Below are 24,374 nucleotides of genomic sequence, written 5' to 3'. Positions count from 1 at the left end.
TTAAGTGGTTATCGTAAAACGGACGGTCTCACCTCCGCCGGGATCGGGCAACGATAGGGGCGTTCGGCCAGTACCTGCCTGAGCTCTTGCTGGCTGGCCTCCAGCAGGGCACTGTCGCTGAATAAACGGATGGCGGTCGCGCCGAGGACTTTCCCCGCCAGCAACATGCCCTTATGGGCGATGGAAGTGCGGCCCTGGCTCACCAGCTGCCAGCTATGCAGCGGGGTACCCACCGCGAAGCACGGGCTGAAGCACTGGGCCACCGGCGCTTTCCAGCTAACATCGCCGACGTCGGTGGAGCCGGCGAGGACGTTATCCGTGGCCGCCCAGGGCGCCACCTCATCAATCAGCAAGGTGTCGCGGTGGCGGCGGGCAAACGCTTTGCCTTCCTCGCCACTGGTGCCGGCAATATTGTGCAGGCTGTTGTTAATATCGTTGGCGCTGAGAGTGGCGCGGATCGCCGCGGCAAAGGCGCGTTCCTCGTCGCTCCAGTCAGGGGTACCGTAATGACAGACCGCCTGATACATCGCCGCCTCAAGCGTGCGGTTGGGCAGATAGCTGGAGCAGGCCTTTTCAAAGCGGCAACTGACGTGGGTCTCGGTCATCAGCGCGGCCCCCTGGGCAATCTTCTCGATGCGGGCGAAGATTTGCTCAGCGTCGGCCATCTCTGGCGCGCGGATCAGATACAGCACTTCCGCCTGCGCCTGCACCACGTTGGGCGAGACGCCGCCAGTATCGGTAATGGCGTAATGAACCCGTGCCTTCTCGATAATATGTTCATTGAGGAAGTTGCTGCCGGTGGTCATCAGGGTGACGGCATCCAGCGCGCTCCGGCCCAGGTGCGGCGAATTAGCGGCGTGGGCCGCGGTGCCGGTAAATCGCCATGCCGCCTGAATATTGGCGAGGGTGCGGGTGCTGAACATCCCGGCCCAGGCTTCCGGATGCCAGGTCAGCGCCGCATCGACATCATCAAACAACCCTTCGCGCACCATAAAGGTTTTTCCCGAACCGCCTTCCTCGCCGGGACAACCGTAAAGCGCAGGGTGCCGCTGTCGCCGTGCTGCTGCAGCCAGTGTTTAGCCGCGACCGCTGCGGCGAAAGCCGCAGTACCGAGCAGATTGTGCCCACAGCCGTGGCCGTTGGCTCCCGGTGTCGAGGACGTCGGTTCTGCGCAGTGGGCCTGCTGGCTGAGTCCCGCCAGAGCGTCAAATTCGCCGAGCAGGGCAATGACCGGTTTGCCCTTGCCGACGCTGGCGATAAAGGCATTCGGGATCCCGCCGGCATCGCGGGTGAGCTGAAAACCTTCCGCCTCCAGGGCGTCGGCCAGCCGTTGGGCGGACCAGAACTCCTCAAAGCGGGTCTCCGGGTGGTCCCAGATGTCGTCGGCGATGGCGCAGCAGGTGTCGCGTTGTGCCTCAACCACCTCGTCCACAAACTGAAAAATGGCTTCCATCACACCCCCTGCTGCCAGGGAAAGTTAAGCGCGACGCGCGCCAGGGTTTCGACTGCTACCGCCATCACGCTCTCGTCGAAATCAAATTTCTCGTTGTGGTGACCGGCACTCAGTTCAGTGCCGAAAATCATGTACGAGGCGAGGCCGCCGCGCGCCTGGACCCGGGCCATCATCAGGGTGGCGTCTTCCGATCCCGCCGGGGCGGCGATGCGATCCACCGCCTGTTGCACACCGGGTACCTGAGCGGCCTGTTCGCGTAGATAGTTCACCCACGCCGGCGACGGCGCGCTGGCGGTCGCCGCGCCCATCATGCGCAGTTCGTAGCGGGCTTCGTACATCGCCGCCGCCCCAGCGACGACGTGCTGCGCCCGCTCGAACACGTACTGGTTAATGGCTTCGCTTTCGCCGCGGGTTTCCACTTTTAACAGCGCGGAAGAGGGCACCACGTTGCGCCCGGTACCGGCCTGCATCACCCCGACGTTGACCCGCGAGGCGCCGGCGCTGTGTGGCGGGATGGCGTGCAGGCCAAGAGCAGCCTGGGCGGCGGCCAGCAGCGCGTTGCGCCCGTCCTCGGGCTTGCCGCCGGCGTGGGCGGCCACGCCGCTGAACTGCACGTCGAATTTGGTGGTGGCCATAAAGTTGTCCCCACCGCAGACGACGGTGCCCGCCGGGACGCCGGTGCCGATATGGATCGCCGTGAAATAATCCACGTCGTCCACCACGCCGGCGGCCACCATCGCGCGGGCGCCGCGGGTGCCTTCTTCAGCAGGCTGGAAAATCAGTTTGATCACCCCGTTTAGCTGGTCAGCGTAGTGCTTCAGGAGGTGCGCGAGCCCCAGTCCGATGGCGGTATGGCCGTCATGGCCGCAGGCGTGCATCATGCCGGTATTGCAGGAGGCGAAATGGTCGCGATGGGGGCGGTGACTGTCGTCGTGCTGTTCATTGAGATCGAGGGCATCCATATCGACGCGAAAGGCCAGGGTTGGGCCGGGACGTCCGGTGTCAAGCGTGGCGACCACGCCAGCGAAACCACCTTCAAACGCCGGTAACCAGCGCTCCGGCGCGCCCTGTTCGCGGGCTCGCTCGAAAGCCCTCGCCAGGGTCTCCTCGTCCGGCAGCCCCATCCGGCTGTCGGCATCGATAACATCGCGGCCTAGCGCCAGCTGGTAGCCGAGTCCGTGGAGGATCTCCGCGACCTTGCTGGCGGTGCGGAACTCCAGCCAGCCGGATTCCGCGTGCAGGTGAAAATCACGGCGCCATTGGGTCATAGAGGGCGCCAGCTGGCGCAGGTATTCATCAAGTTGCGGCATAGCTTATCCTGTCATAAGTAAAAAATGTGACGGCGTTCACGATGTGATAGCTTTTGTTTATCGCTAACGCGCTACAGGCCTTAACACCCTTAACCTGCCACAGCCTGATGGATTACAGTAGATGTCATTTTCTTCTGTCTGATAGACAATGGTTATCACCAAAAGCATGGCATTTCAGATCAAATTTCATCAAATTCGCGCCTTTGTCGAAGTGGCCCGGGAAGGCAGTATTCGCGGCGCCAGCCGCTCGCTGGCTGTTTCGCAGCCGGCGCTGACCAAAGCGATTAAAGAGCTGGAGGAGGGGCTTTCCGCCCAGCTATTTGTCCGCCGCAGCCAGGGGGTGGCGCTGACCGAAAGTGGCGAAAGTTTTTATCAACATGCGAGCCTGATCCTCGAGGAGCTGCGGGCGGCGCAGGATGAACTGCTGCAGCGCCAGGGGGAACAGGCCGGGCAAATTAATATAGGCCTTGGCGCCAGCGTCGCCCGGTCGCTGATGCCGTCGGTGATCTGCCGCTTTCATCAGCAGCATCCGCAGGTGAAGGTGAGGATCATGGAGGGCCAGCTGCTGGCGATGATTAACGAGCTGCGCCAGGGGGAGCTGGATTTCACCATTAATACCTATTACCCCGGGCCGTACGACCATGAGTTCAGCTTTGAAAAACTGTTTGAGAAACCGTTCGCGGTGTTCGCCCGCGCGGGCCATCCGGCGGCGCAGGCCACCTCGCTGGGGGAGCTGATGGAGCACCACTGGACCATGCCGACGCCGCGGGGCAGCTACTTTAAGCAGCTGCAGGAGCGCTTCGAACAGCTGGGGCGGGAGCCCAAGGTGGGGATCGTCTGCGAAACGTTCTCATCCTGCATCAGCCTGGTGGTGAAAAGTGATTTTCTCAGCATCCTGCCGGTGGAGCTGGGCAACGACCCGCTGATGGCCGACAAACTGGTGATGATCCCCATCCGTGAAGTGTTACCCACCGCCACCTATTATCTGATCCAGCGGCGCGATACCCGGCAAACGCCGCTCACGGCGTCGTTAATCACCCTGTTTCGCCGCCAGAGCCGACAATTGTTTCCTTAATCGTCCGTCGCGCTCACTTTGCCAGCAAACGCGGCTAAACGCGTTGAGGGGGCGGCGCGAGGCGGCTATAGTAGCTGGCGACAGCCGCTGGAGGAGAGCCCATGAACCTTGATGACAAATCCCTGTTTCTTGACGCCATGGAAGATGTCCAGCCTCTGAAACGTAACAATGACGTGCACTGGCATCCCGGGCGCAACAGCCGCGCCCCGCAGCGCGTCGATACCCTGCAGCTGGATAATTTCCTCACTACCGGCTATCTGGATATCGTGCCGCTCGCCGCGCCGCTGGAGTTTAAGCGCGAAGGTTTGCAAAGCGGTGTGCTGGATAAGCTGCGGCGGGGGAAATACAGCCAGCAGGCGAGCCTCTCCCTGCTGCGCCAGCCGGTGGAACAGTGTCGACAGATGCTCTTCGCCTTTATGGTGCAGGCGCAAAAAGAGGGATTACGCAATGTGCTGATCGTTCACGGCAAAGGCCGCGACGATCGGTCCCACGCCAATATCATCCGTAGCTATCTGGCGCGCTGGCTGGAAGAGCTGCCGGAGGTGCAGGCCTTCTGCGCCGCGCTTCCACATCACGGCGGCAGCGGCGCCTGCTATGTCGCGTTGCGTAAATCGGCCGAGGCGAAGCAGGAGACCTGGGAGCAGCACGCCAAGCGCAGCCGTTAGCGCAGAAGCAGCGTTAGCTCGCGGGCGGCTTTCTGCAGCTCCGGCAGCACGCGCTCGATCATCTCGCGGGCCGTCATCTGGCCCGCATGCACCCCGACGTTGAGCGCCGCCTGCACCTGTCCCTGAGCGTTAAACAGCGGGACCGCGAGGGAGCGCAGCCCCATCTCCAGCTCCTGATCGTTGAGGGCATACCCCTGCTGATGCACCCGTTTCAGTTCGGCGCGCAGCTTCGCCACCGAATCCACCGTCTGCGGGGTGTAGCGGATCATGGTCACCCGGGCCAGCATATCGTTGAGCTTCTCCTCCGGTTGATGGCTAAGCAACACCCGGCCCATCGAGGTCGCCCACGCCGGAAGGCGGCTGCCGATATCCAGGTCGATGGTCATAATCCGCGAGCTGGAGGCGCGGGCGATATACAGGATATCGTCGCCGTCGAGGGTGGCGATGGAGCAGGACTCATTGAGCATTTCGCTCAGATGCCGCAGCACCGGCTGCGCCGAACGCGCCAGCGGCGTCGAGGCCAGCCAGGCGTGGCCCAGCGCCAGGATCCGCGGTCGCAGCTGGAAATTCTTACCGTCTTCGGCATAGACGAACCCCAGCTTGCTCAGGGTATACAGACAGCGGCGCACCGCGGCGCGCGGGATGCCGGTCTTCTGGCTAATCTGCGAGATAGACAGCAGGGGCCGCTGCGGCGTGAACGCCTGAATCACCTCCAGACCCCGCGCCAGGGAGGCCATAAAGTTCGGATCGCCCTTAAACGGATCGCCGTCGCCGGTCAGTAAATCGTCTGGATGCTTGTCCATGTTTGTTCCCCATATTTGCCATCGATCACATTCTTTCGCTAAAGATAACCGATGTTCGATTATCGCACCATATTTCGATTATCGCCCTTGACCGACATCGTTAAGCGGGTCACATTTTGTGCGAACAACGAATAAAAGTGCGATTACCGCACATCACTGGAGCGACCTGATGATTGATAAAAGCGTATCAACGCTGAGCGAAGCCATCGCCGGGATCCACGACGGGGCGACTATTATGATCGGCGGCTTTGGCCCCGCCGGCCAGCCGACCTTTCTGATTGACGCCCTGATTGACCAGGGCGCCCGCGACCTGACCATCATTAATAACAACGCCGGCAACGGGGAAGTGGGTCTCGCGGCGCTGCTCAAGGCGGGCCGGGTGCGCAAAATGATCTGCTCCTTCCCGCGCCAGGTGGATTCGCAGATTTTCGATGACCTCTACCGTCGCGGTAAAGTGGAGCTGGAGCTGGTGCCGCAGGGCAACCTCGCGGCGCGGATCCAGGCCGCCGGCGCCGGGCTGGGGGCGGTGTTTACCCCCACCGGCTACGGCACGCCGCTGGCGGAAGGCAAGGAGACACGGGAAATCGACGGTCGCCACTACGTGCTGGAGTACCCGATCAAAGCCGATTTCGCGCTGATTAAAGCCCATCAGGGCGACCGCTGGGGCAACCTGGTCTATCGCAAGGCGGCGCGCAACTTTGGCCCGATCATGGCGACAGCGGCGAAAACCACCATCGTGGAGGTCTCGCAGCTGGTGGCGCTGGGCGACCTCGACCCGGAAAACATCATCACTCCCGGCATTTTCGTCCAGCGCGTCTTCTCGCTGGAAAACCTGACTGCCGCGCAACGCGCCTGAGGAGCCCGACATGCAAAAACTGACCCGTGATGAAATGGCCCAGCGCGTGGCCCGCGATATTCCCGAAGGCGCTTACGTCAACCTCGGCATCGGCCTGCCGACCCGCATAGCCAATTACCTGCCCGCTGACAAAGAGGTGTTCCTGCACAGCGAAAACGGCCTGCTGGGCATGGGGCCGAAACCGCAGCCCGGGGAAGAAGATCCCGAGCTGATCAATGCCGGTAAAGAGTATGTCACCCTCCTGCAGGGGGGCTGCTATTTCCACCACGGCGACTCCTTCGCCATGATGCGCGGCGGCCATCTCGATATCTGCGTGCTGGGGGCCTATCAGGTCTCCGCCAGCGGCGACCTCGCCAACTGGAGCACCGGTGCGCCGGATGCGATCCCGGCCGTTGGCGGGGCGATGGATCTGGCCATCGGCGCCCGCCAGGTATTCGTGATGATGGACCACCTGACCCGTGACGGCGAGTGCAAGCTGGTGGCGCAGTGCAGCTACCCGCTGACCGGCGTCGGCTGCGTCAGCCGGATCTATACCGACCTGGCGGTGATCGACATCACCGACCGTGGCCCGGTGGTACGGGAAATCTTTAACGGCCTCTCTTTTGAGGAGCTGCAGCGCATCACTCCGGTGGCGCTTACCTTTGAACAACTGGCGGAAAGCGCGTAAGGAACCTATGATGAATCAGGCATTTATCTGTGATGCGGTGCGTACACCCTTTGGCCGTTTTGGCGGTGCCCTGGCGACGATGCGCGCCGACGACCTCGCGGCGCTGCCGCTGAAAGCGCTGCTGGCGCGTAACCCGGGACTGGATCCCTCGCGCATTGACGATGTGATCTTTGGCTGCGCTAACCAGGCCGGGGAAGATAACCGCAACGTGGCGCGGATGGCGCTGCTGCTGGCCGGTCTGCCGGAGAGCGTGCCCGGGAGCACCATCAACCGCCTGTGCGGTTCCAGCCTCGATGCGATCGGCGTTGCGGCGCGAGCCATTAAAAGCGGGGAAACACAGCTGATGATCGCCGGCGGCGTGGAAAGCATGTCCCGCGCGCCGTTTGTGATGGGGAAAGCGGAGAGCGCCTTTAGCCGCAGCATGCAGATGGAAGATACCACCATCGGCTGGCGCTTTATTAACCCGCAGATGAAAGCCCTGTACGGTGTTCATTCCATGCCGGAGACGGCGGAAAACGTCGCCGATGAGTTTGCCATCGCCCGTGCCGATCAGGACGCGTTCGCCTTACGCAGTCAGTTGCGCACCGCCGCGGCGCAAGAGGCGGGGCGTTTCGCCGATGAGCTGATCGCCGTCCAGGTGCCGCAGCGCAAAGGCGAGCCACTGCTGTTTAGCCGCGATGAGCACCCGCGCAGTACCTCGCTGGAGGCGCTGGCTAAACTGCGCGGCGTGGTGCGCGCCGACGGCAGCGTCACCGCCGGAAACGCCTCCGGCGTTAACGACGGCGCCTGTGCGCTGCTGCTGGCCAGCGAGACGGCGCTGGCGGCTCACGATCTTCAGCCGCTGGCCCGGGTGGTCGGCGTGGCGACGGCGGGCGTCGCGCCGCGGATCATGGGCTTTGGCCCGGCGCCCGCTGTGCGCAAGGTGCTGGCGCAGACCGGCCTGACATTAGGCCAGATGGATGTCATCGAGCTGAATGAAGCCTTCGCCGCGCAGGCGCTGGCGGTGACCCGCGATTTGGGCTTACCGGACGATGCCGCCCATGTGAATCCTAACGGCGGGGCGATTGCGCTGGGCCACCCGCTCGGCGCCTCCGGCGGCCGGCTGGCGATGACCGCAGCTTATCAGCTGAAACGGACCGGCGGCCGCTACGCTCTGTGCACCATGTGCATCGGCGTTGGACAGGGGATCGCCCTGATTATTGAACGTGTTTAAGGAGCCAGAATGAGTTTGTTGACCCCAATGCTGCGCAGCAGTCCGCTGACCGACTGGTTCAGCGACGCGCAGCGGGTGCAGGGCATGCTGGATTTTGAAGCGGCGCTGGCGCAAGCACAGGCCGCCTGCGGGATAGTGCCGCCGGAAGCGGTCGGACCGATTGTCGCGGCCTGCCGCCACGAGGCGATCGATTTTGCCGCCCTCGGCGAGGCGGCGGTGGGGGCCGGTAACCTGGCGATCCCGCTGGTGAAACAGCTGACGGCGCAGGTAAAAGCGCGAGATCCCGAGGCTGCGCGCTACGTTCACTGGGGCGCCACCAGCCAGGACGCCATCGACACCGGACTGGTGCTCCAGCTGCGCGGGGCGCTGGATGCCGCTGAGACCCTGCTTGAGCAGCTGTTGGCGGCCCTGGCTCTTCAGTCGGATCGTTATCGCGATACCGTGATGCCGGGGCGGACCTGGATGCAGCATGCGCTGCCGGTGACCTTTGGCCTGAAGCTGGCGGGCACCCTCGACGCGCTCCTGCGCTGGCAGCAGCGGCTGCGCGAGATGCGTCCGCGGCTGCTGGTGCTGCAGTTTGGCGGCGCCGCGGGCACTCTGGACGCGCTAAAAGAGAAAGGGCCGGCGGTTGGTCAGGCGCTGGCGCAGATCCTCGGTCTGTCGCTGCCGGATACTCCATGGCACAGTCAGCGCGATCGGCTGCTGGAGGCGGGCGCCTGGTTTGCCGGCGTCTGCGGCACGCTGGGGAAATTCGCTAACGACTTTTCCCTGCTGATGCAGACCGAAGTGGCTGAGGTCGGCGAGCCGGTGGCGGAAGGCCGCGGTGGCTCGTCGACAATGCCGCATAAGCGCAATCCGGTGGCCTGCGCGGCGATCCTGACCGCCGCCCAGCGCACGCCGGGACTGATGGCGACCCTCTACGCCAGCCAACTCCAGCAGCACGAGCGGGCGCTGGGCGGCTGGCAGGCGGAGTGGGAGACGCTGCCGGATCTGATTACGCTGGTGGGCGGGGCGCTGGCGCAAAGCGAAGCGCTGGTGCGCGATATGCTGGTCTTCCCGCAGAAAATGCGCGCCGATCTCGATATCACCCACGGGCTGATCATGGCCGAGGCGGTGACCCTGGCGCTGGCGGAATTCATCGGCAAAGCCGAGGCGCATCATCATATCGAGGCGCTGTGCCGTCAGGCGCTGGACCGTCACTCTCCGCTGGTCGATCTGCTCGCGGCTGACCCACAGGTCAGTCAGTATCTCTCTCGTGAACGCTTAACCACGCTGCTGGATCCGGCAACGGCGACCGGCAGCGCCGAACGCTTTGTGCGCCAGGTACTGGCGCGTTATCAGGAGCAACGTGATGAATCTTGATTATCAACTTGACGGGCCGGATGGCGCGCCGGTTATCGTCCTCTCCAACTCGCTGGGCACCACCCGGGCGATGTGGCAGCCGCAGATCGAGGCGTTAACCGCCCATTTCCGGGTGCTGCGCTACGACACGCACGGCCACGGTAAAACGACGAAAAATGGCAAAGTGACCCTCGCCCAGCTGGGTGAGGATGTGATTGCGCTGCTCGATCACCTGAATATCGACCGCGTCTGGTTTTGCGGGATCTCGATGGGCGGTCTGACCGGCCTGTGGCTGGGCCGCTTTGCGCCGGAGCGTTTTCATGGTCTGGCCGTCGCCAACACCGCGGCGCGCATTGGCGATCAGGCCAGCTGGCTGTCGCGGGCGCGGGCGGTACGCCAGGAGGGGATGGCGGTGGTGGCCGCCGGAGCGGCAGACCGCTGGTTCACCCACGCGTTTCGCCAGAAGGCGCCGGAGGTAGTCGAGGCGCTTTGTCATCAGCTGACCCATACCGATGCTGAAGGCTATGCCGCCTGCTGCGAGGCGCTGGCCGCCGCCGACCTGCGGGGCGAAGTGGGGCAGATCCCGCTGCCGACGTTAATCATCGCCGGGGAAAGTGACCCTGTCACTACGGTCGGTGACGCTCATTTCCTGCAGCAGCAGATCCCCGCCTCCGAGGTGGTGGTGCTGGCGGCATCGCATCTGTCTAACATTGAGGCGCCGAAAAGCTTTACCTCGGCGCTGTTGAGCTTTTTCCAGGGGGAACGCCATGGATGATAAACAGCGCTATCAGGACGGGATGGCGGTACGGCGCAAAGTATTGGGCGACGCCCACGTCGACCGTACGCTGCAGCATCTGACGCCGTTGAATGATGAGTTTCAGGACTTTATTACCCGCTATGCCTGGGGCGAGACCTGGACGCGTCCGGGGCTCGATCACCATACCCGCAGCATGATCACCATTGCTATGCTGATCGCTCTCAATCGTGAGGCGGAGCTGAAGATGCATCTGCGCGCGTCGTTTAACAATGGGGTGACCCGCGATGAGCTGAAAGAGTTGATCATGCACGCTGCCCTGTACTGTGGGCTGCCGGCGGCCAATGCCACGATGCATCTGGCGCAGCAGGTGTTTGACGACATCGACGCCGCGCAGGGTTGAGTCGTCGTCCGAGTCGGATTGCCCGGCAGTCGTTGTAGGCCGGGTAAGGCGCCGATAGATTGCCTTCCGGCGCAGCGCTTGTCGGGCCTGGGAAGCGAAGATCGCCTGTAGACCCCGTAGGCCGGGTAAGGCGCAGCCGTCATCCGGCGAAATGGCGGGTATGGCGCCGATAGATTGCCCTCCGGCGCAGCGCTTGCCGGGCCTGGGAAGCGAAAATCGCCTGTTGACCCCGTAGGCCGGGTAAGGCGCAGCCGCCACCCGGCGAAATAACGGCACAAGCGGAAATGTCCCTGTTCGTACTATGTTTGGCAGGGCTACAACTTCTATGCTAATTCCGGGCAGATTGCGCTCCCGGTTGATCTTCTGCGTTATGTCTCTTATGGCGCAGGGAGCGCACAGGGGGCGGCCAGTCGCCGCCGCCCCCTGTACCCCCGGGCTCCGGCCAGCAAAATCGCCGCTGCGCGGTCCCTTCGACTTATCCCGGCAGGCTTCGGGTCGGGCCGAGGCAGCGTCCGTGCAAAACACGGCCCTCAGCCCGCATCCATGCGGGCTGCCCCGGCCTGCCGGGAACGTCTCAGCGATTTTGAGGCCTCCAGCACCGGCAGTTTCAGCAACAATGGTGGATAAATTAACGACAGGTCGTACGTACGTAGGCCGGGTAAGGCGCAGCCGCCACCCGGCGAAATAACGGCACAAGCGGAAATGTCCCTGTTCGCACTATGTTTGGCAGGGCCACAACGTTTGGCAGGGCTACAACTTCTATGCTAATTCCGGGCAGATTGCGCTCCCGGTAGATCTTCTGCGTCATGTCTCTTATGGCACAGGGAGCGCACAGGGGGCGGCCAGTCGCCGCAGCCCCCTGTACCCCCGGGCTCCGGCCAGCAAAATCGCCGCTGCGCGGTCCCTTCGACTTATCCCGGCAGGCTTCGGGTCGGGCCGAGGCAGCGTCCGTGCAAAACACGGCCCTCAGCCCGCATCCATGCGGGCTGCCCCGGCCTGCCGGGAACGTCTCAGCGATTTTGAGGCCGCCAGCACCGGCAGTTTCAGCAACAATGGTGAATAAATTAACGACAGGTCGTACGTACGTAGGCCGGGTAAGGCGCAGCCGCCACCCGGCGAAATAACGGCACAACCGGAAATGTCCCTGTTCGCACTATGTTTGGCAGGGCCACAACGTTTGGCAGGGCTACAACTTCTATGTTAATTCCGGGCAGATTGCGCTCCCGGTAGATCTTCTGCGTCATGTCTCTTATGGCACAGGGAGCGCACAGGGGGCGGCCAGTCGCCGCAGCCCCCTGTACCCCGGCCTGCCGGGAACGTCTCAGCGATTTTGAGGCCGCCAGCACCGGCAGTTTCAGCAACAATGGTGAATAAATTAACGACAGGTCGTACGTACGTAGGCCGGGTAAGGCGCAGCCGCCACCCGGCGGAAATGCCGCTATATTATCCCTTATTTATTTCTCAGGCTCCTGCGGCGCGACGGCCGGGGCGGCGAACCACGCATCCTGCGGCACCACTACCGCCGCCTTTGGCTGCATTACAAAGTTCGGTGACATAATCTGCACGCCGAATTCGTTGAACACGTCAATAATGCTGCTATGCAACGCGTTGCGACCTTCCGGCAGCTTCGTAGTGGGTAATAAGCGCACCTGCAGCTCATACGAGGTATACCAGTCGAGCAATCCCAGCTTACGCACCACCGGCGCAATTTGCTGATCGACCCCGGGGGTGCGTCTCGCCGCCAGCTCCAGCAACGCATGAACCTGACGCCACGGCGTATCGTAGCCAATGGTGACGCTGGTGGTGAGGTTGATCCCGCCGTCGGCGCTTTCGGCGCTGAGATTAATAATTTTCCCGCTCACCACCACCGCGTTCGGGACGGTAACGATGTAATTTTCGCGGGTGAGAATTTTGGTCGCCAGCACGCCAATCTCGCTGACCTGACCCTCATTATCGGCGAGGCGGATCCAGTCGCCTTTGCGCAGCGCCCGAGAGTAAATCAGCACCAGGCCGCTCATGGCATGGGTCATCACCCCGGTCGACCCGAGGGTCAGCATCAGGCCGAAGAACACGCTAATGCCTTTGAAGGCGAGGGAGTTGGCGCCGGGAAGGAACGGATAGGCGGCGGAGAGGGCAAACAACCAGATGACCACCGAGATCAACCGGCGGGTGGCGCTGACGGTTTCCGGATGGATGCCTGGCACCTGGATGCGCCCGGCGGCGACCTGGTCGAGAACCACCTTCACCAGGCGAATGATAAGCCAGGTGAGAAGGAAAATAAGCACCACGATCATCAGCCCCGGCAGGGAGGCAACAATCGACAGAGAGAGGTCGCGGATCACCCCGAGCGACCAGTCGCCCAGTGATTCGCTCCACACGCGTGTCCACGGAAACAGGCTGAAGGCCCAGCTCAGCCAGAGATAACAGGCCAGTACACCGACAAGGATCGCCAGCACAGCATAGAGTCGAACTTCAATATTGCCGAGGTAGCGCCGCCAGTGCTGCGGAATGGCGCTGCGTTTTTCGAGGATCCGCAACAGGAAAAAACGTCGCACCCGCCGCCAGGCGCGGAAGGCGCCGTAGTAAAACAGCGCCAGCAGCAGCCCCCCGGCCAGCGCTTTGCCTGTGGAGAGCAGCAGATAGCGAGTGTTGAACTGTTCTCGCAGACCGGTGCGCTGGGCTTCCATACGCGCCAGCACCCGCTGGGCCGCCTGGTCGAGGGTTAAGTCATCCCCCTCGTCGAGATCCGCCTGGCTCAGCAGCAACACCGGTTTGCTGTTCATCAGGAACAACCGTCCTGGCTGACCATAGCGGATAACCGGTACGACCCGCAGCGGCTGGCGAATATCATCTTCGGTAAAGGCGCGCAGGGCGCTGCGGGTGCGCAAAACGCGTTCTTCAGGTGTCGTCTGGCCAAAGGTGGCCTGCAGCATCACCATCGGCTGATGGAAAATGTACACCGTGCGTGCCTGCTCGCGTGCGGTTGGCTGCTGTCGCGGTTCGGCGGCCAGCGCCGGCTGGAGCACCAGCAGCGCCAGCGCCCAGAGGATAACGATGCTCATCCTGTTCATAGCGGCACCTGAGATAAGAATTATTGTTATTTTTCAGCAAAAAACGGAGGGCTTGTAGTTGAGCATAGCCTGGCGCGAAGTGAATTCAAGCTGGGGGCGCGGACATAAAAAAAGCCATCGCCCAAACGGCGATGGCCTGAATCAACGTCAGAGGAAAGCGTTAACCGTGCTGTTTACAGCCGGCGCACTGCTTATTCTGGATCTGCTGGAAGAAGTCGTTACCTTTATCATCGACGAGGATAAACGCCGGAAAGTCTTCGACTTCGATTTTCCAGATAGCTTCCATCCCCAACTCCGGATAAGCCACGCACTCGAGGCTCTTAATGCTTTGCTGGGCGAGCACTGCCGCCGGGCCGCCGATGCTGCCGAGGTAGAAGCCGCCGTGTTTGTGGCAGGCATCGGTCACCTGCTGGCTGCGGTTGCCCTTGGCCAGCATCACCATGCTGGCGCCGTGCGATTGCAGCAGATCGACATAGGAATCCATACGTCCCGCGGTGGTCGGGCCGAGGGAGCCGGAAGCGTAACCGGCAGGCGTTTTTGCCGGGCCCGCGTAATAGATCGGATGATCTTTGACGTACTGCGGCAGCGCTTCGCCATTATCGATAAGCTCTTTCAGCTTGGCGTGGGCGATGTCGCGGGCCACGATAATGGTGCCGTTGAGGCTCAGGCGGGTGGAGACCGGATGTGCCGACAACTGCGCCAGGATCTCGCTCATCGGCTGATTCAGGTTGATGCTTACCACCTCGCCTTCGCCGGCCTGACGCAGATGCTCAGGAATATATTTCCCCGGATTGCTCTCCAGCTTCTCGATCCAGATGCCATCGCGGTTGATTTTGGCTTTGATATTGCGGTCGGCGGAGCAGGAGACGCCCATGCCGATCGGGCAGGAGGCGCCGTGGCGCGGTAGACGGATCACCCGGATATCGTGGGCGAAGTATTTCCCGCCGAACTGCGCGCCGAGGCCGAGGTTCTGCGCTTCCTGCAACAATTCCTGCTCCAGCTGCACGTCGCGGAACGCCTGACCGTGTTCGTTGCCTTCGGTCGGCAGACCGTCGTAATAGCGGGTCGAAGCCAGTTTCACGGTCTTCAGCGTCGCTTCCGCCGAGGTGCCGCCGATCACAAACGCGATGTGGTACGGCGGGCAGGCGGCGGTACCGAGGGTGCGCATCTTCTCAACAAGATAGTTTTTCAGCTTCGCCGGAGTGATCAGCGCTTTGGTTTCCTGATAGAGATAGGTTTTATTGGCGGAACCGCCACCTTTCGCCATGCACAGGAATTTATATTCTTCACCGTCGACGCTGTAGAGATCGATCTGCGCAGGTAGGTTGGTACCGGTGTTAACCTCTTTATACATATCCAGCGGCGCGTTCTGCGAGTAACGCAGGTTATCTTCGGTATAGGTGTTGTAAACGCCCTGCGCCAGGGCGGCTTCATCGCCGCCGCCGGTCCAGACACGCTGGCCTTTTTTCCCCATGATAATCGCGGTGCCGGTATCCTGGCAGGTTGGCAGCACGCCCTTGGCGGCAATTTCCGAGTTGCGCAGGAACTGCAGGGCGACATATTTATCGTTATCGCTGGCTTCCGGGTCGAGCAAAATCGAGGCGACCTGTTGCTGATGGGAGACGCGCAGCATAAAGGCGGCGTCGTGGAAGGCCTGCTGAGCGAGCAGGGTCAGCGCCTGTGGCTCTACTTTCAGGACCTCCTGGCCATCAAATTCGGCGACGGAGACGTGCTCTTTGCTGAGCAGATAGTATTCCGTATCGTCGTGCGCCAGCGGAAACGGATCCTGATAAACAAACGGTTTAGTCGACATAGTCACTTACTCCATAAAGATAAAAACCGCCGGGGTAGTCCCGGCGGTTATGAATCAGAACATCATGGACATCCACGGATAGCCAATCAGCAGCAGGGCGGCCAGGAAGATGGCGCCAAAGATGGTGCCGAGGCGCCAGTAATCTTTAGTCGGCAGGTAGCCGCTGCCGTAGTAGATTGGGCTTGGGCCAGTACCGTACGGGGTGATGATCCCCATCACGCCCAGCGAGGTGACCATCAGCAGGACAAACACTTCCATATTCATTCCCGGGATAGTCGAGGCAATGGTCAGCATGGCCGGCAGCAGCGCGGTGGTGTGCGCGGTGGTGCTGGCAAACAGATAGTGCAGCAAGTAGAACGCCAGCAGCAGGACGATGGTCGCCATCCCCGGCGAGATGCCGCTCATCAGCGCGCCGCCCTCTTTACCCAGCCAGGCGATAAAGCCGGTGGAGGAGAGGCCGTCGGCCAGTGCCACCAGGGTGGCGAACCAGACAAAGGTGTTCCATGCCGCTTTGTTGTTGGTGATATCGCTCCACGAGAGCACGCCGGTCCACAGCATCAGCACGATAACCAGCAGGGCAGCCAGCGCCGGTTCGATCCAGTCGGCGGCGAAGATCCACATCATCAGCGCGAAGCAGACGAAGACCAGCAGCAGAATTTCATTGCGTGACAGCTTGCCCAGTTTTTCCAGTTCACGCGCGGCCCACAGTGGCACTTCGTTATTGACTTTCACTTCCGGCGGGTAGAACCAGTAGGCCAGCAGCGGCATGGCCAGAATCAGCAGGATACCCAGCGGCAGGAAGGCGATGAACCAGGTGCCCCAGGAGATATTGATGCCAACAATGCTTTTGACCAGCGCCAGGGCCAGCAGGTTCGGGGCCAGCGCCGACAGGAACATCGAGCTGGTGATACAGGCGGCGGTGATCGCTACCCACATCAGATAGGAACCGATTTTACGTGCGCTCGGATCGTTTGGCTTTGAACCGTACAGCGGCGGCAGGTTAGCGATAATCGGGTAGATAGTCCCCCCGCTGCGTGCGGTGTTAGACGGTGTAAACGGCGCCAGCAGCAGATCCGCGAAGGTGATGGCGTAGCCGAGCGTCAGGCTGCGACGGCCAAGATATTTCACCAGAATCAGCGCCAGGCGGCGGCCGAACTGCGTTTTATCGTAGCCGGCGGCGAACATGAACGCGCCGAAGATAAGCCACACGGTGGAGTTGCCGAAGCCGCTCACCGCCCACTTAAAGGAGGCGCCGGCCATTTTGAAGCCTGGCGCGGCCATCTGATCCGGGCTGAACAGCAGCCATTGGCTGCACAGGGCAATAACTACCACGCCGGTGATGCCGATAACGGCGCCGGGCAGCGGTTCAAAAATCAACCCGACGATCACCCCGACAAAGATAGCGAAGTAGTGCCAGGCGTACGGCGGTAGGCCGTCCGGGACCGGGACGAACAATAACAGCACGGCAACGATAATCGGCAGCGCCATCATCAGGAGACGTTTTTTATTCGCAGTCGTTGGCTTGACTGCACCGGCAGGCGGTATGGTTGTCTTTTTCTCTTTCATAATGAGTATCTGCAAGTTGTTGAAAATAACGTTTACGCCAGCGACATGCTCAGTGGTTTCTTTAATTACAAAAGTTACTTTAGTTTTTATTTTGCGTTTCTGAGTATCGACAGGGCGCTTATTTAACGCGTTTTATGAGGCGTTAAATTAAATTTGTTGGTTATTTATATATTGCGCTTTCAATGGCCGTTGCAATTGATCAAGATCAAGAAAAGCCGGTGATTTCACTATTTTTTTATTATCAGCATAACCCTATATGGTGAGGTGTTAATTTGGCTAAAATATCGATAGATGTTAAAATATAAATGAACAATAAATGCTAAAATTATTTTTTGTTTTTGTATGTGTCTGATTTTGCTGTTTTTTATTGTTTTTCTTTGTCATTAATTATGTTAACAAAAGTATCATAAATGTTATCGCACATTTGTATTATGTAAATGTAATTTATTATTTTAATAATACAATAGAGGTAGTGATGTTATTGTTGGGGTTAAATAGTTTTATAACTAACGTAATTAGTTTAGTAACTAAAAAACGCGCTATATTATTGGCATGACAGCAGGAATTAAAAACCACAACCAATAATGATTCCGTCACCCCATTCTGAGCTTTTAATATTTTAAAATCTGGAGCGTAACTTATGACCAGTAACGAACGTATTTTGCAGCCATTTACTTTACCAAATGGTACCGAGCTGAAAAACCGTTTGCTCATGGCGCCGATGACCACCTGCACCGGTTATTTCGATGGCACCGTCACCAGCGAGCTGGTGGAGTACTACCGCGCGCGCGCCGGCAGCATCGGCACCATTATTGTCGAGTGCTGCTTTATTGATGACTACGGTCTGGCCTTCCCGGGTGCGATCGGCATTGATAATGATGAAAAAATTGCCGGCCTGGCGAAAATCGCCGAGGCGATCAAAGCGCAAGGTTCAAAAGCGATTCTGCAGATCTACCACGGCGGCCGTATGGTCGACCCGCAGCTGATCGGGGGGCGCCAGCCGGTGGCGCCGAGCGCCATCGCCGCTCCGCGTGAGGGCGCCGCCATGCCGCGAGCGCTCAGTGGTGAAGAAGTGGAAGGGATGATCGCCAAGTTTGGCGACGGCGTCCGTCGCGCGATCCTCGCCGGTTTTGACGGCGTCGAAATTCACGGCGCCAACACCTATCTCATCCAGCAGTTCTATTCGCCGAACTCCAACCAGCGTGACGACCAGTGGGGCGGTAGCCGCGACAACCGCGCCCGTTTCCCACTGGCGGTGCTGGATATTACCCACAAAATGGCCCGCCAGTATGCTGACGATGCCTTTATCATCGGCTATCGCTTCTCGCCGGAGGAGATGGAGGTCCCGGGGATCCGCTTCGACGACACCATGTACCTGCTGGAAAAACTGGCCGCCCGCGGTGTCGATTATCTCCACTTCTCGGTGGGGGCCACCCTGCGCCCGTCTATCGTCGATACCAGCGATCCGACGCCGCTGATTGAGAAATACTGCGCTATGCGCTCTGAAACCCTGGCCCAGGTGCCGGTGATGGGGGTCGGCGGGGTAGTCAACGCCGCTGATGCCGAGCAGGGCCTCAATCACGGCTATGACCTGATTGCGGTAGGCCGCGCCTGCATCGCCTATCCGGACTGGGCGTCACGTATCGCCGCCGGCGAAGAGCTGGAGCTGTTTATCGACAGCACCCAGCGTGAAGCGCTGCACATTCCGGAACCGCTGTGGCGCTTCTCGCTGGTGGAAGCGATGATCCGCGACATGAGCATGGGTGATGCCAAATTTAAACCGGGGATGTTTGTTGAGACCGTCCACGATGACGCCAATGAGCTGGTGATCAACGTCAGCCTCGAAAATGACCATATTGCCGATATCGAACTGGCGGCGAGCCCGGTGCAGACCGTGGAGTTCACCACCAGCTTCGAAGAGATCCGTGAACGTATCCTCACCGCTAATACCCCGCACGTAGACGCGATTTCCGGCGCCACCAGCCAGAGCGAAGCGGTGAAAAAAGCGGTCGCCAAAGCGATGCTGAAATCCAGCAAAGCGCTGGCGGCGGAAGAGGGCGGCAATGACGCCGCGCCGAAAAGCTATGATGTGGTGGTGGTAGGGAGCGGCGGCGCCGGTCTGGCGGCAGCCATTCAGGCTCACGACGAAGGGGCCAGCGTGCTGATCGTCGAAAAAATGCCGACCATCGGCGGGAACACCATTAAGGCTTCTGCCGGGATGAACGCCGCGGAAACTCGCTTCCAGCGCGTGAAAGGGATTCAGGACAGTAAAGAGCTGTTCTATCAGGAAACCCTGAAAGGCGGCCACAACAAAAACAACCCGCAGCTACTGCGTCGCTTTGTGGAGAATGCGCCGCAAGCCATTGAGTGGCTGGCGGACCGCGGCATTATGCTCAACGATATCACCACCACCGGTGGGATGAGCATTGACCGTACCCACCGTCCGCGCGACGGGTCAGCGGTCGGCGGCTATCTGATTAGCGGCCTGGTGCGCAACATCACCAAACGCGGTATTGACGTCCTGCTGGATACCTCGGTGGAAGAGATCCTGATGAGCGGGAATGAGGTTAGCGGTGTACGTCTGGTCAACGACGAGAAAGAAGTTATTGAAGTACAGACCAAAAGCATCGTAGTGGCCACCGGCGGCTTCAGCGCCAACAGCGCGATGGTCGTGAAGTATCGTCCGGACCTCGAAGGCTTTGTCACCACTAACCACAAAGGGGCTACCGGGAGCGGTATCGCGCTGCTGGAGCGCATCGGCGCCGGCACCGTGGACATGGGCGAAATTCAGATTCACCCGACCGTTGAGCAGCAGACCTCGTACCTGATTTCCGAGTCGATTCGCGGCGGCGGGGCGATCCTCGTCAACCAGCAGGGTAACCGCTTCTTCAATGAGATGGAGACCCGCGATAAAGTCTCGGCGGCGATTATCGCTCTGCCGGAACACTATGCGTACATCGTCTTTGACGAGCATGTACGGGCGAAAAACAAAGCTGCCGACGAGTACATCGCCAAAGGCTTCGTCACCAGCGCCAGCTCACCGCGGGAACTGGCGGAGAAACTGGGGATGGATTACCATGCTTTCCTCGCCACCCTCGAGTGCTACAACGGGGCGGTGGAAAAACAGCATGATGAACAGTTTGGCCGCACCACCGCGCTGCGCGCGCCGATCAACGAAGGTCCGTTCCACGCTATTCGTATCGCCCCCGGGGTGCACCACACCATGGGTGGCGTGACCATTAATACCGATGGCGAAGTGCTGAATGTGGCGCAGCAGCCGATCCGCGGCGCCTACGCCGCCGGTGAAGTGGTGGGCGGGATCCACGGCGGCAACCGTATCGGCGGTAACGCGGTCGCGGATATCATCATCTTCGGTACCCTCGCGGGCCATCAGGCGGCGAAACGTGCCAGAGGATAACCTGTAACCTTGCTCCTGCCGGGCTGGCGCTTTCGCCGCCCGGCTTGCCCCTTCTAAGGAGAGCCCGATGTCCGATAACCGCGTCTATAGCTACTCCGCCGTGTTGATGGGCTCGCCCATCCTGCTCAAACTCTGTTCCCACGATGAGGCGATGGCCTCCCGCGTTTTCCAGCTTATCAAGCGCTACGAAGACCTGCTCACCGTTAACCGCGCCGAGTCGCAGGTGATGGACATCAACCACGCCGCCGGGCGTCATCCGGTCACCGTCAGCCGGCCGGTCTTTCAGCTGATCCAGTGCGCCAAAGCCGCCAGCATGGTGCGCGACAGCGCCTTTAACCTCGCCATCGGCCCGCTGGTGAAGCTGTGGCGAATTGGTTTTCACGGGCACAGCGTGCCTGTCGCGGCTGATATCAAAGCCCGACTGGCGCTGACCCGCCCACAGGAGGTGATCCTTGATGAGGCGACCTGCAGCGTGTTTCTCCAGCAGCCGGGGATGGAGCTGGATCTCGGGGCGATTGCCAAAGGTTATATCGCTGACCGCGTGCGCGATTATCTCCGTCAGCAGCAGGTCGAGAAGGCGCTGATTAACCTCGGCGGCAATGTGCATACCCTCGGCGAATGGGCCATTGGCCTGAAAAAACCATTTGCCGACGCGCAGGCGCTGATCGGTTCCCTGACGATCAACGGGCAATCGGTGGTCACCTCGGGGACCTACGAGCGCTATTTCGAACAGGATGGCAAACGTTGGCACCATATTCTCGACCCGCGCAGCGGTTATCCGCTGGATAACGAACTCGATAGCGTGACGGTTATTTCCGCGGATTCTTTAGACGGCGATATCTGGACTACGCTGCTGTTCGGCCTCGGCGTAGAGAAGGGCTGCGCAGCGCTGCGTCAGCGTGAGGATATCGACGCGATTTTCGTCACCAAAAATCGCGACATCATTCTCTCATCGCGGCAGCGGCTGCGTTTTTCGCCGCTGGACAGCGGCTATCGTGTTACTGACTGTACTGCTTAAGCAAACTGTACTGCTCAGCGACCAGGCGGTAGCGATAGACCGGCCGCCCGGTAGCGCCGTAGTGAATAGTGGTATAGAGAATATTGATCTGCGCCAGCCAAATCAGATACTTGCGGCATGAAACGCGGGAGATATTCACCGCCGCCGCCAGCTCATCGGTAGAGAATTCGACATCCGGATGGGCGTCAATCCACTGGCAGAGTGTGCGCAGGGTTTGCGCGGTTAATCCCTTAGGCAGCTTGCGCGCGTCGCTGGCCTCTGGCGCGCCGCCGTGCAGCAGGCGGTCAACGTCGGCCTGTTCGTAATAGGGCTGGCCGGTTATCAGCTTGCGCTTCTCCCGCCAGGTGGTGAGCGCCTCTTCAAAGCGCGGAAACTGGAAAGGTTTGATCAGGTAATCGACCACCCCGTAATGCATGGCTGTCTGCACCGTGGCGGCATCCGCTGCCGAGGTGATCATGATGACATCGATAGCGCGCCCCGACTCGCGGATGGTCGGCAGCAGATCGAGCCCGCTGTCCTGCTGCATGTAGACATCCAGTAGCACCAGATCGATCTCCTGCTGCGGATCGTTAATCATCTCCTGAGCCTGACTGAGCGTCGAAGCGCTCCCGCTGCAACGAAAACCGGGAACCCTTGCCACATACAGGCGATTGAGTTCGGCCACCATCGCATCATCGTCAACAATCAACACATTTATCACGCACGTTTCCTTTTACTATCCCAGGGGAGATGAACAAAAAATTGGGTAAATACGCCAGGTTCCGATTCGACGGCAAGGGTGCCGCCCAGTTCGCGCAGCTGCTGGTTGGCGAGAAACAGCCCGACGCCCCGATTCTCGCCTTTGGTGGAGAAGCCTTTGTTAAAGATAGCGTCGATGTTGTTTTCCGGGATCCCCGGCCCGTCGTCGCTCACTTCACCGCTCAGCCAACCGTCCTGGTAGTGCAGCAGCAGGCCGATCTCTCCCTCCGCCTGGCCGGCCATGGCGTCCAGCGCATTCTCGATAAGATTGCCCAGCACCGTTACCAGCACGGTGACCTGCTTCTCATTCGGACAATCCGGTACCAGGCTCTCTTCCGCCAGCGTCAGGGTAAAGCCGCACTCGGTGGCGCGCTGAATTTTACTTATCAGAAAGCCGGCCACCACCGGGGATTTAATGCGGTGCTGAATATCACCGATATCCGCCTGGTAGCGGTGGGCGGTTTGCAGCACGTATTCCTCAAGTTTGCCATAGCTTTTCATATTCAGCAGGCCGAGGATCACGTGCAGTTTATTCATAAATTCATGGGAGGTGGTGCGCAGGGCATCCACATAGCTCATCATGCCGTCCAGCCGTTGCAGCAGCTGGCTAACCTCGGTCTTATCGCGGAAGGTACAGATCGCGCCGACCACCGCCTCCTGGCTGCGGATGGGCACCGTATTGCTAATCAGCAGCAGGCCATTGCACCCCAGTTCGCGGTCATACATCGGCTCGCCACTTTGCAAAACGGTCAGCAGGTCGGCGAGCAGTGGGCTTGAGGCGAGGGTCTTGTCCGGGCCGGAAAAAAGGATCTCCTGCGCCGCGGGGTTGATGAGATTTACCTGGCCATGGGCATCGACGGCCACCACCCCCTCCTTGAGAGCGTGAAGCATGGCCTGACGCTGTTGAAACTGGGTGGAAATCTCCTGCGGCTCCAGCCCCAGCAGCACGCGCTTGAGGCCGCGCACCAGGCTCCAGGTGCCCAGCGCGCACACCAGCGCGCTGAACAGGATGGTCAGCAGCACGTCCCAGCGGCTGTTGGCGATCTGTTCGTCCACTTTACTCAGCGAAATGCCGACCACCACCACGCCGATTTGCTGATGCTGGTCATTGAATACCGGGGTAAATACCCGCAGCGCCGGGGCCAGCACGCCGTGGTTAATAGCAACGTTCTCTTTGCCCTGCAGCGTCGGCAGAATATCCTGGCCGATGAACGGCTTCCCGATGATCGAGCTATCCGGATGCGAATAGCGAATGCCTTGCATATCGGTGACGATCGCATACAGCAGGTCGTTGCGCCGGGTAATGGTCTGGGCCAGCGGCTGGATGATCTGCTGCTGCGGGGGCGCCTCCAGCCCGCGCTTCACCTGCGGCATATCGGCCATGGTACGCGCTACCGCCAGCGCGGTCTCTTTTAGGCCATCGCGCGTGGCATTGCTGATCTGCATATACCACAGGGCATACACCAACAGCAGCACGGCGCCGATGACGCTGCCGATCATCAAGGACACGGCGGTGCTCAGCTTTAACGGTAAGGTGCGTTGGCGCACGCGAGGCGGGTGCTCAGATGCCTTCATGACAACCCCGGATAGATTCAGTGAAAGAGTATTATCGCCGATAGCGCGGCATTCATAAAGCCGTGTAATCAAAGCAAAAGGCCGCTTTTGCTACGGCAGACGCCGCCTGCGCAGGGTAAACTGGCGCTTTTCGCCACAGGCTTAAGGCAGACACTATGGAACTGGCTTCTCTGGTCCGGGATATTCTCCGGCAGCAGCACGTTGAACGCTTGGCGCAGCATCGTGAACGGGATTACGAAGCGGAAGCCGAGTGGGAGATCGCCCGCTGGCGGCACCGCAGCGGGGTGGTGATCCAGCACCGCTATGAGCTTGAGATCGCGCAGCAGGATAGCGCATCCTGCCCGGAATGCTGGATTGACTGGCAGGTTATCGACGCTGCCGGCGAGGAGGTCAACCCGATGCGCAAACAGTTTTATAACCTTTGCCAGCAATCCTTTTGGTTGGCCATGCAGGCGGGTGGTGAAGATGAGACTTCAGACAGCATTGCTCAGATAACCGACAATCACCCGTGAACGGGCGTTGGGGACGGTAAACTGTGACCCCGACGGCGGTAAAGCGCAGAACATTCCCCGTATAGTGGCGACAGAGGTTAAATAGTCCTGATGAATATAAGGATATGCATCAGGCCGCTGATT

General features: G+C 60.4%; 18 protein-coding genes and 1 pseudogene. 11 read left to right on the top strand and 8 right to left on the bottom strand.

What is annotated here, in order from left to right:
* Window positions 1-8: 8 nt before the first annotated feature.
* Both LGL98_RS13545 and LGL98_RS13540 read right to left on the bottom strand, forming a co-directional pair.
* Window positions 9-1,453: pseudogene (locus LGL98_RS13545) on the bottom strand (M20 family metallopeptidase).
* On the bottom strand, window positions 1,453-2,763 hold the full coding sequence (locus tag LGL98_RS13540) for a M20 family metallo-hydrolase (protein WP_136033123.1): 1,311 nt from the start codon (window positions 2,761-2,763) through the stop codon (window positions 1,453-1,455). Before LGL98_RS13540 ends, LGL98_RS13545 begins: the two are co-directional and overlap by 1 nt.
* 166 nt (window positions 2,764-2,929) lie before the next feature.
* Between LGL98_RS13540 and LGL98_RS13535 the strand changes: the two genes are divergently transcribed.
* Together LGL98_RS13535 and smrA are read left to right on the top strand one after the other, a co-directional pair.
* Window positions 2,930-3,838 carry a LysR family transcriptional regulator gene (locus LGL98_RS13535; RefSeq protein WP_136033121.1) on the top strand — a complete coding sequence of 303 codons (909 nt, stop codon included), beginning with the start codon at window positions 2,930-2,932 and terminating at the stop codon, window positions 3,836-3,838.
* Window positions 3,839-3,939: 101 nt separating this feature from the next.
* Entirely contained in the window at window positions 3,940-4,503 is a 564-nt protein-coding gene (smrA, locus tag LGL98_RS13530) for a DNA endonuclease SmrA (RefSeq protein WP_117126212.1), read from the top strand.
* On the opposite strand, the gene LGL98_RS13525 is transcribed toward smrA, so the two are convergent.
* Window positions 4,500-5,306, bottom strand: coding sequence for an IclR family transcriptional regulator domain-containing protein (locus tag LGL98_RS13525; RefSeq protein WP_004151560.1), 807 nt, complete (start codon window positions 5,304-5,306; stop codon window positions 4,500-4,502). The two genes, smrA and LGL98_RS13525, sit on opposite strands and share 4 nt — an antisense overlap.
* Window positions 5,307-5,475: 169 nt before the next feature.
* Here LGL98_RS13525 and LGL98_RS13520 point away from each other — a divergent pair, with 169 nt between their 5' ends.
* Genes LGL98_RS13520 through pcaC form a run of 6 tightly spaced genes read left to right on the top strand, consistent with a single transcriptional unit; the run spans window position 5,476 to window position 10,540 of the window.
* Window positions 5,476-6,162: a 3-oxoacid CoA-transferase subunit A gene (locus LGL98_RS13520; protein ID WP_002903522.1), complete on the top strand. Its 687-nt coding sequence runs from the start codon at window positions 5,476-5,478 to the stop codon at window positions 6,160-6,162.
* A gap of 10 nt (window positions 6,163-6,172) precedes the next feature.
* Entirely contained in the window at window positions 6,173-6,829 is a 657-nt protein-coding gene (locus LGL98_RS13515; RefSeq protein ID WP_012541879.1) for a 3-oxoacid CoA-transferase subunit B, read from the top strand.
* Between the two features lie 10 nt (window positions 6,830-6,839).
* Window positions 6,840-8,042 (top strand): 3-oxoadipyl-CoA thiolase, encoded by a 1,203-nt coding sequence (gene pcaF, locus LGL98_RS13510; protein ID WP_136033145.1) that lies wholly within the window; start codon window positions 6,840-6,842, stop codon window positions 8,040-8,042.
* 9 nt (window positions 8,043-8,051) lie between these two features.
* Window positions 8,052-9,404: a 3-carboxy-cis,cis-muconate cycloisomerase gene (locus LGL98_RS13505; RefSeq protein WP_136033119.1), complete on the top strand. Its 1,353-nt coding sequence runs from the start codon at window positions 8,052-8,054 to the stop codon at window positions 9,402-9,404.
* Window positions 9,394-10,158, top strand: coding sequence for a 3-oxoadipate enol-lactonase (pcaD, locus tag LGL98_RS13500; RefSeq protein WP_136033117.1), 765 nt, complete (start codon window positions 9,394-9,396; stop codon window positions 10,156-10,158). The genes LGL98_RS13505 and pcaD overlap by 11 nt, the downstream gene beginning before the upstream one ends.
* Complete coding sequence (pcaC, locus tag LGL98_RS13495; RefSeq protein WP_136033115.1) at window positions 10,151-10,540, top strand: 4-carboxymuconolactone decarboxylase; 390 nt, start codon at window positions 10,151-10,153, stop codon at window positions 10,538-10,540. The genes pcaD and pcaC overlap by 8 nt, the downstream gene beginning before the upstream one ends.
* Before the next feature lie 1,454 nt (window positions 10,541-11,994).
* Here pcaC and LGL98_RS13490 read toward each other — a convergent pair.
* The 3 genes from LGL98_RS13490 to LGL98_RS13480 form a co-directional block, all read right to left on the bottom strand.
* Window positions 11,995-13,611 (bottom strand): mechanosensitive ion channel family protein, encoded by a 1,617-nt coding sequence (locus tag LGL98_RS13490; RefSeq protein WP_136033098.1) that lies wholly within the window; start codon window positions 13,609-13,611, stop codon window positions 11,995-11,997.
* Between the two features lie 160 nt (window positions 13,612-13,771).
* Entirely contained in the window at window positions 13,772-15,424 is a 1,653-nt protein-coding gene (gene fumA / locus LGL98_RS13485; RefSeq protein ID WP_136033096.1) for a class I fumarate hydratase FumA, read from the bottom strand.
* Window positions 15,425-15,478: 54 nt separating this feature from the next.
* Window positions 15,479-16,990 carry an anion permease gene (locus LGL98_RS13480; protein WP_136033095.1) on the bottom strand — a complete coding sequence of 504 codons (1,512 nt, stop codon included), beginning with the start codon at window positions 16,988-16,990 and terminating at the stop codon, window positions 15,479-15,481.
* 640 nt (window positions 16,991-17,630) lie between these two features.
* On the opposite strand from LGL98_RS13480, the gene LGL98_RS13475 reads away from it, so the two are divergent.
* Window positions 17,631-20,408 carry a flavocytochrome c gene (locus LGL98_RS13475; RefSeq protein WP_136034012.1) on the top strand — a complete coding sequence of 926 codons (2,778 nt, stop codon included), beginning with the start codon at window positions 17,631-17,633 and terminating at the stop codon, window positions 20,406-20,408.
* A gap of 67 nt (window positions 20,409-20,475) precedes the next feature.
* Window positions 20,476-21,426 (top strand): FAD:protein FMN transferase, encoded by a 951-nt coding sequence (locus LGL98_RS13470; protein ID WP_136034014.1) that lies wholly within the window; start codon window positions 20,476-20,478, stop codon window positions 21,424-21,426.
* On the opposite strand, the gene dcuR is transcribed toward LGL98_RS13470, so the two are convergent.
* Entirely contained in the window at window positions 21,407-22,126 is a 720-nt protein-coding gene (dcuR, locus tag LGL98_RS13465) for a two-component system response regulator DcuR (RefSeq protein WP_004176303.1), read from the bottom strand. The genes LGL98_RS13470 and dcuR overlap by 20 nt on opposite strands.
* On the bottom strand, window positions 22,123-23,739 hold the full coding sequence (locus LGL98_RS13460; protein WP_136034016.1) for a sensor histidine kinase: 1,617 nt from the start codon (window positions 23,737-23,739) through the stop codon (window positions 22,123-22,125). The genes dcuR and LGL98_RS13460 overlap by 4 nt, the downstream gene beginning before the upstream one ends.
* A 155-nt stretch (window positions 23,740-23,894) precedes the next feature.
* Here LGL98_RS13460 and LGL98_RS13455 point away from each other — a divergent pair, with 155 nt between their 5' ends.
* Window positions 23,895-24,251: a hypothetical protein gene (locus LGL98_RS13455; RefSeq protein ID WP_136034018.1), complete on the top strand. Its 357-nt coding sequence runs from the start codon at window positions 23,895-23,897 to the stop codon at window positions 24,249-24,251.
* Window positions 24,252-24,374 lie beyond the last annotated feature (123 nt).

The sequence above is a fragment of the Klebsiella africana genome, assembly GCF_020526085.1.
Lineage (GTDB): Bacteria > Pseudomonadota > Gammaproteobacteria > Enterobacterales > Enterobacteriaceae > Klebsiella > Klebsiella africana.
The sequence above is the reverse complement of the archived record's forward strand: the minus strand, read 5'-3'. Positions and strand labels throughout refer to the sequence as shown.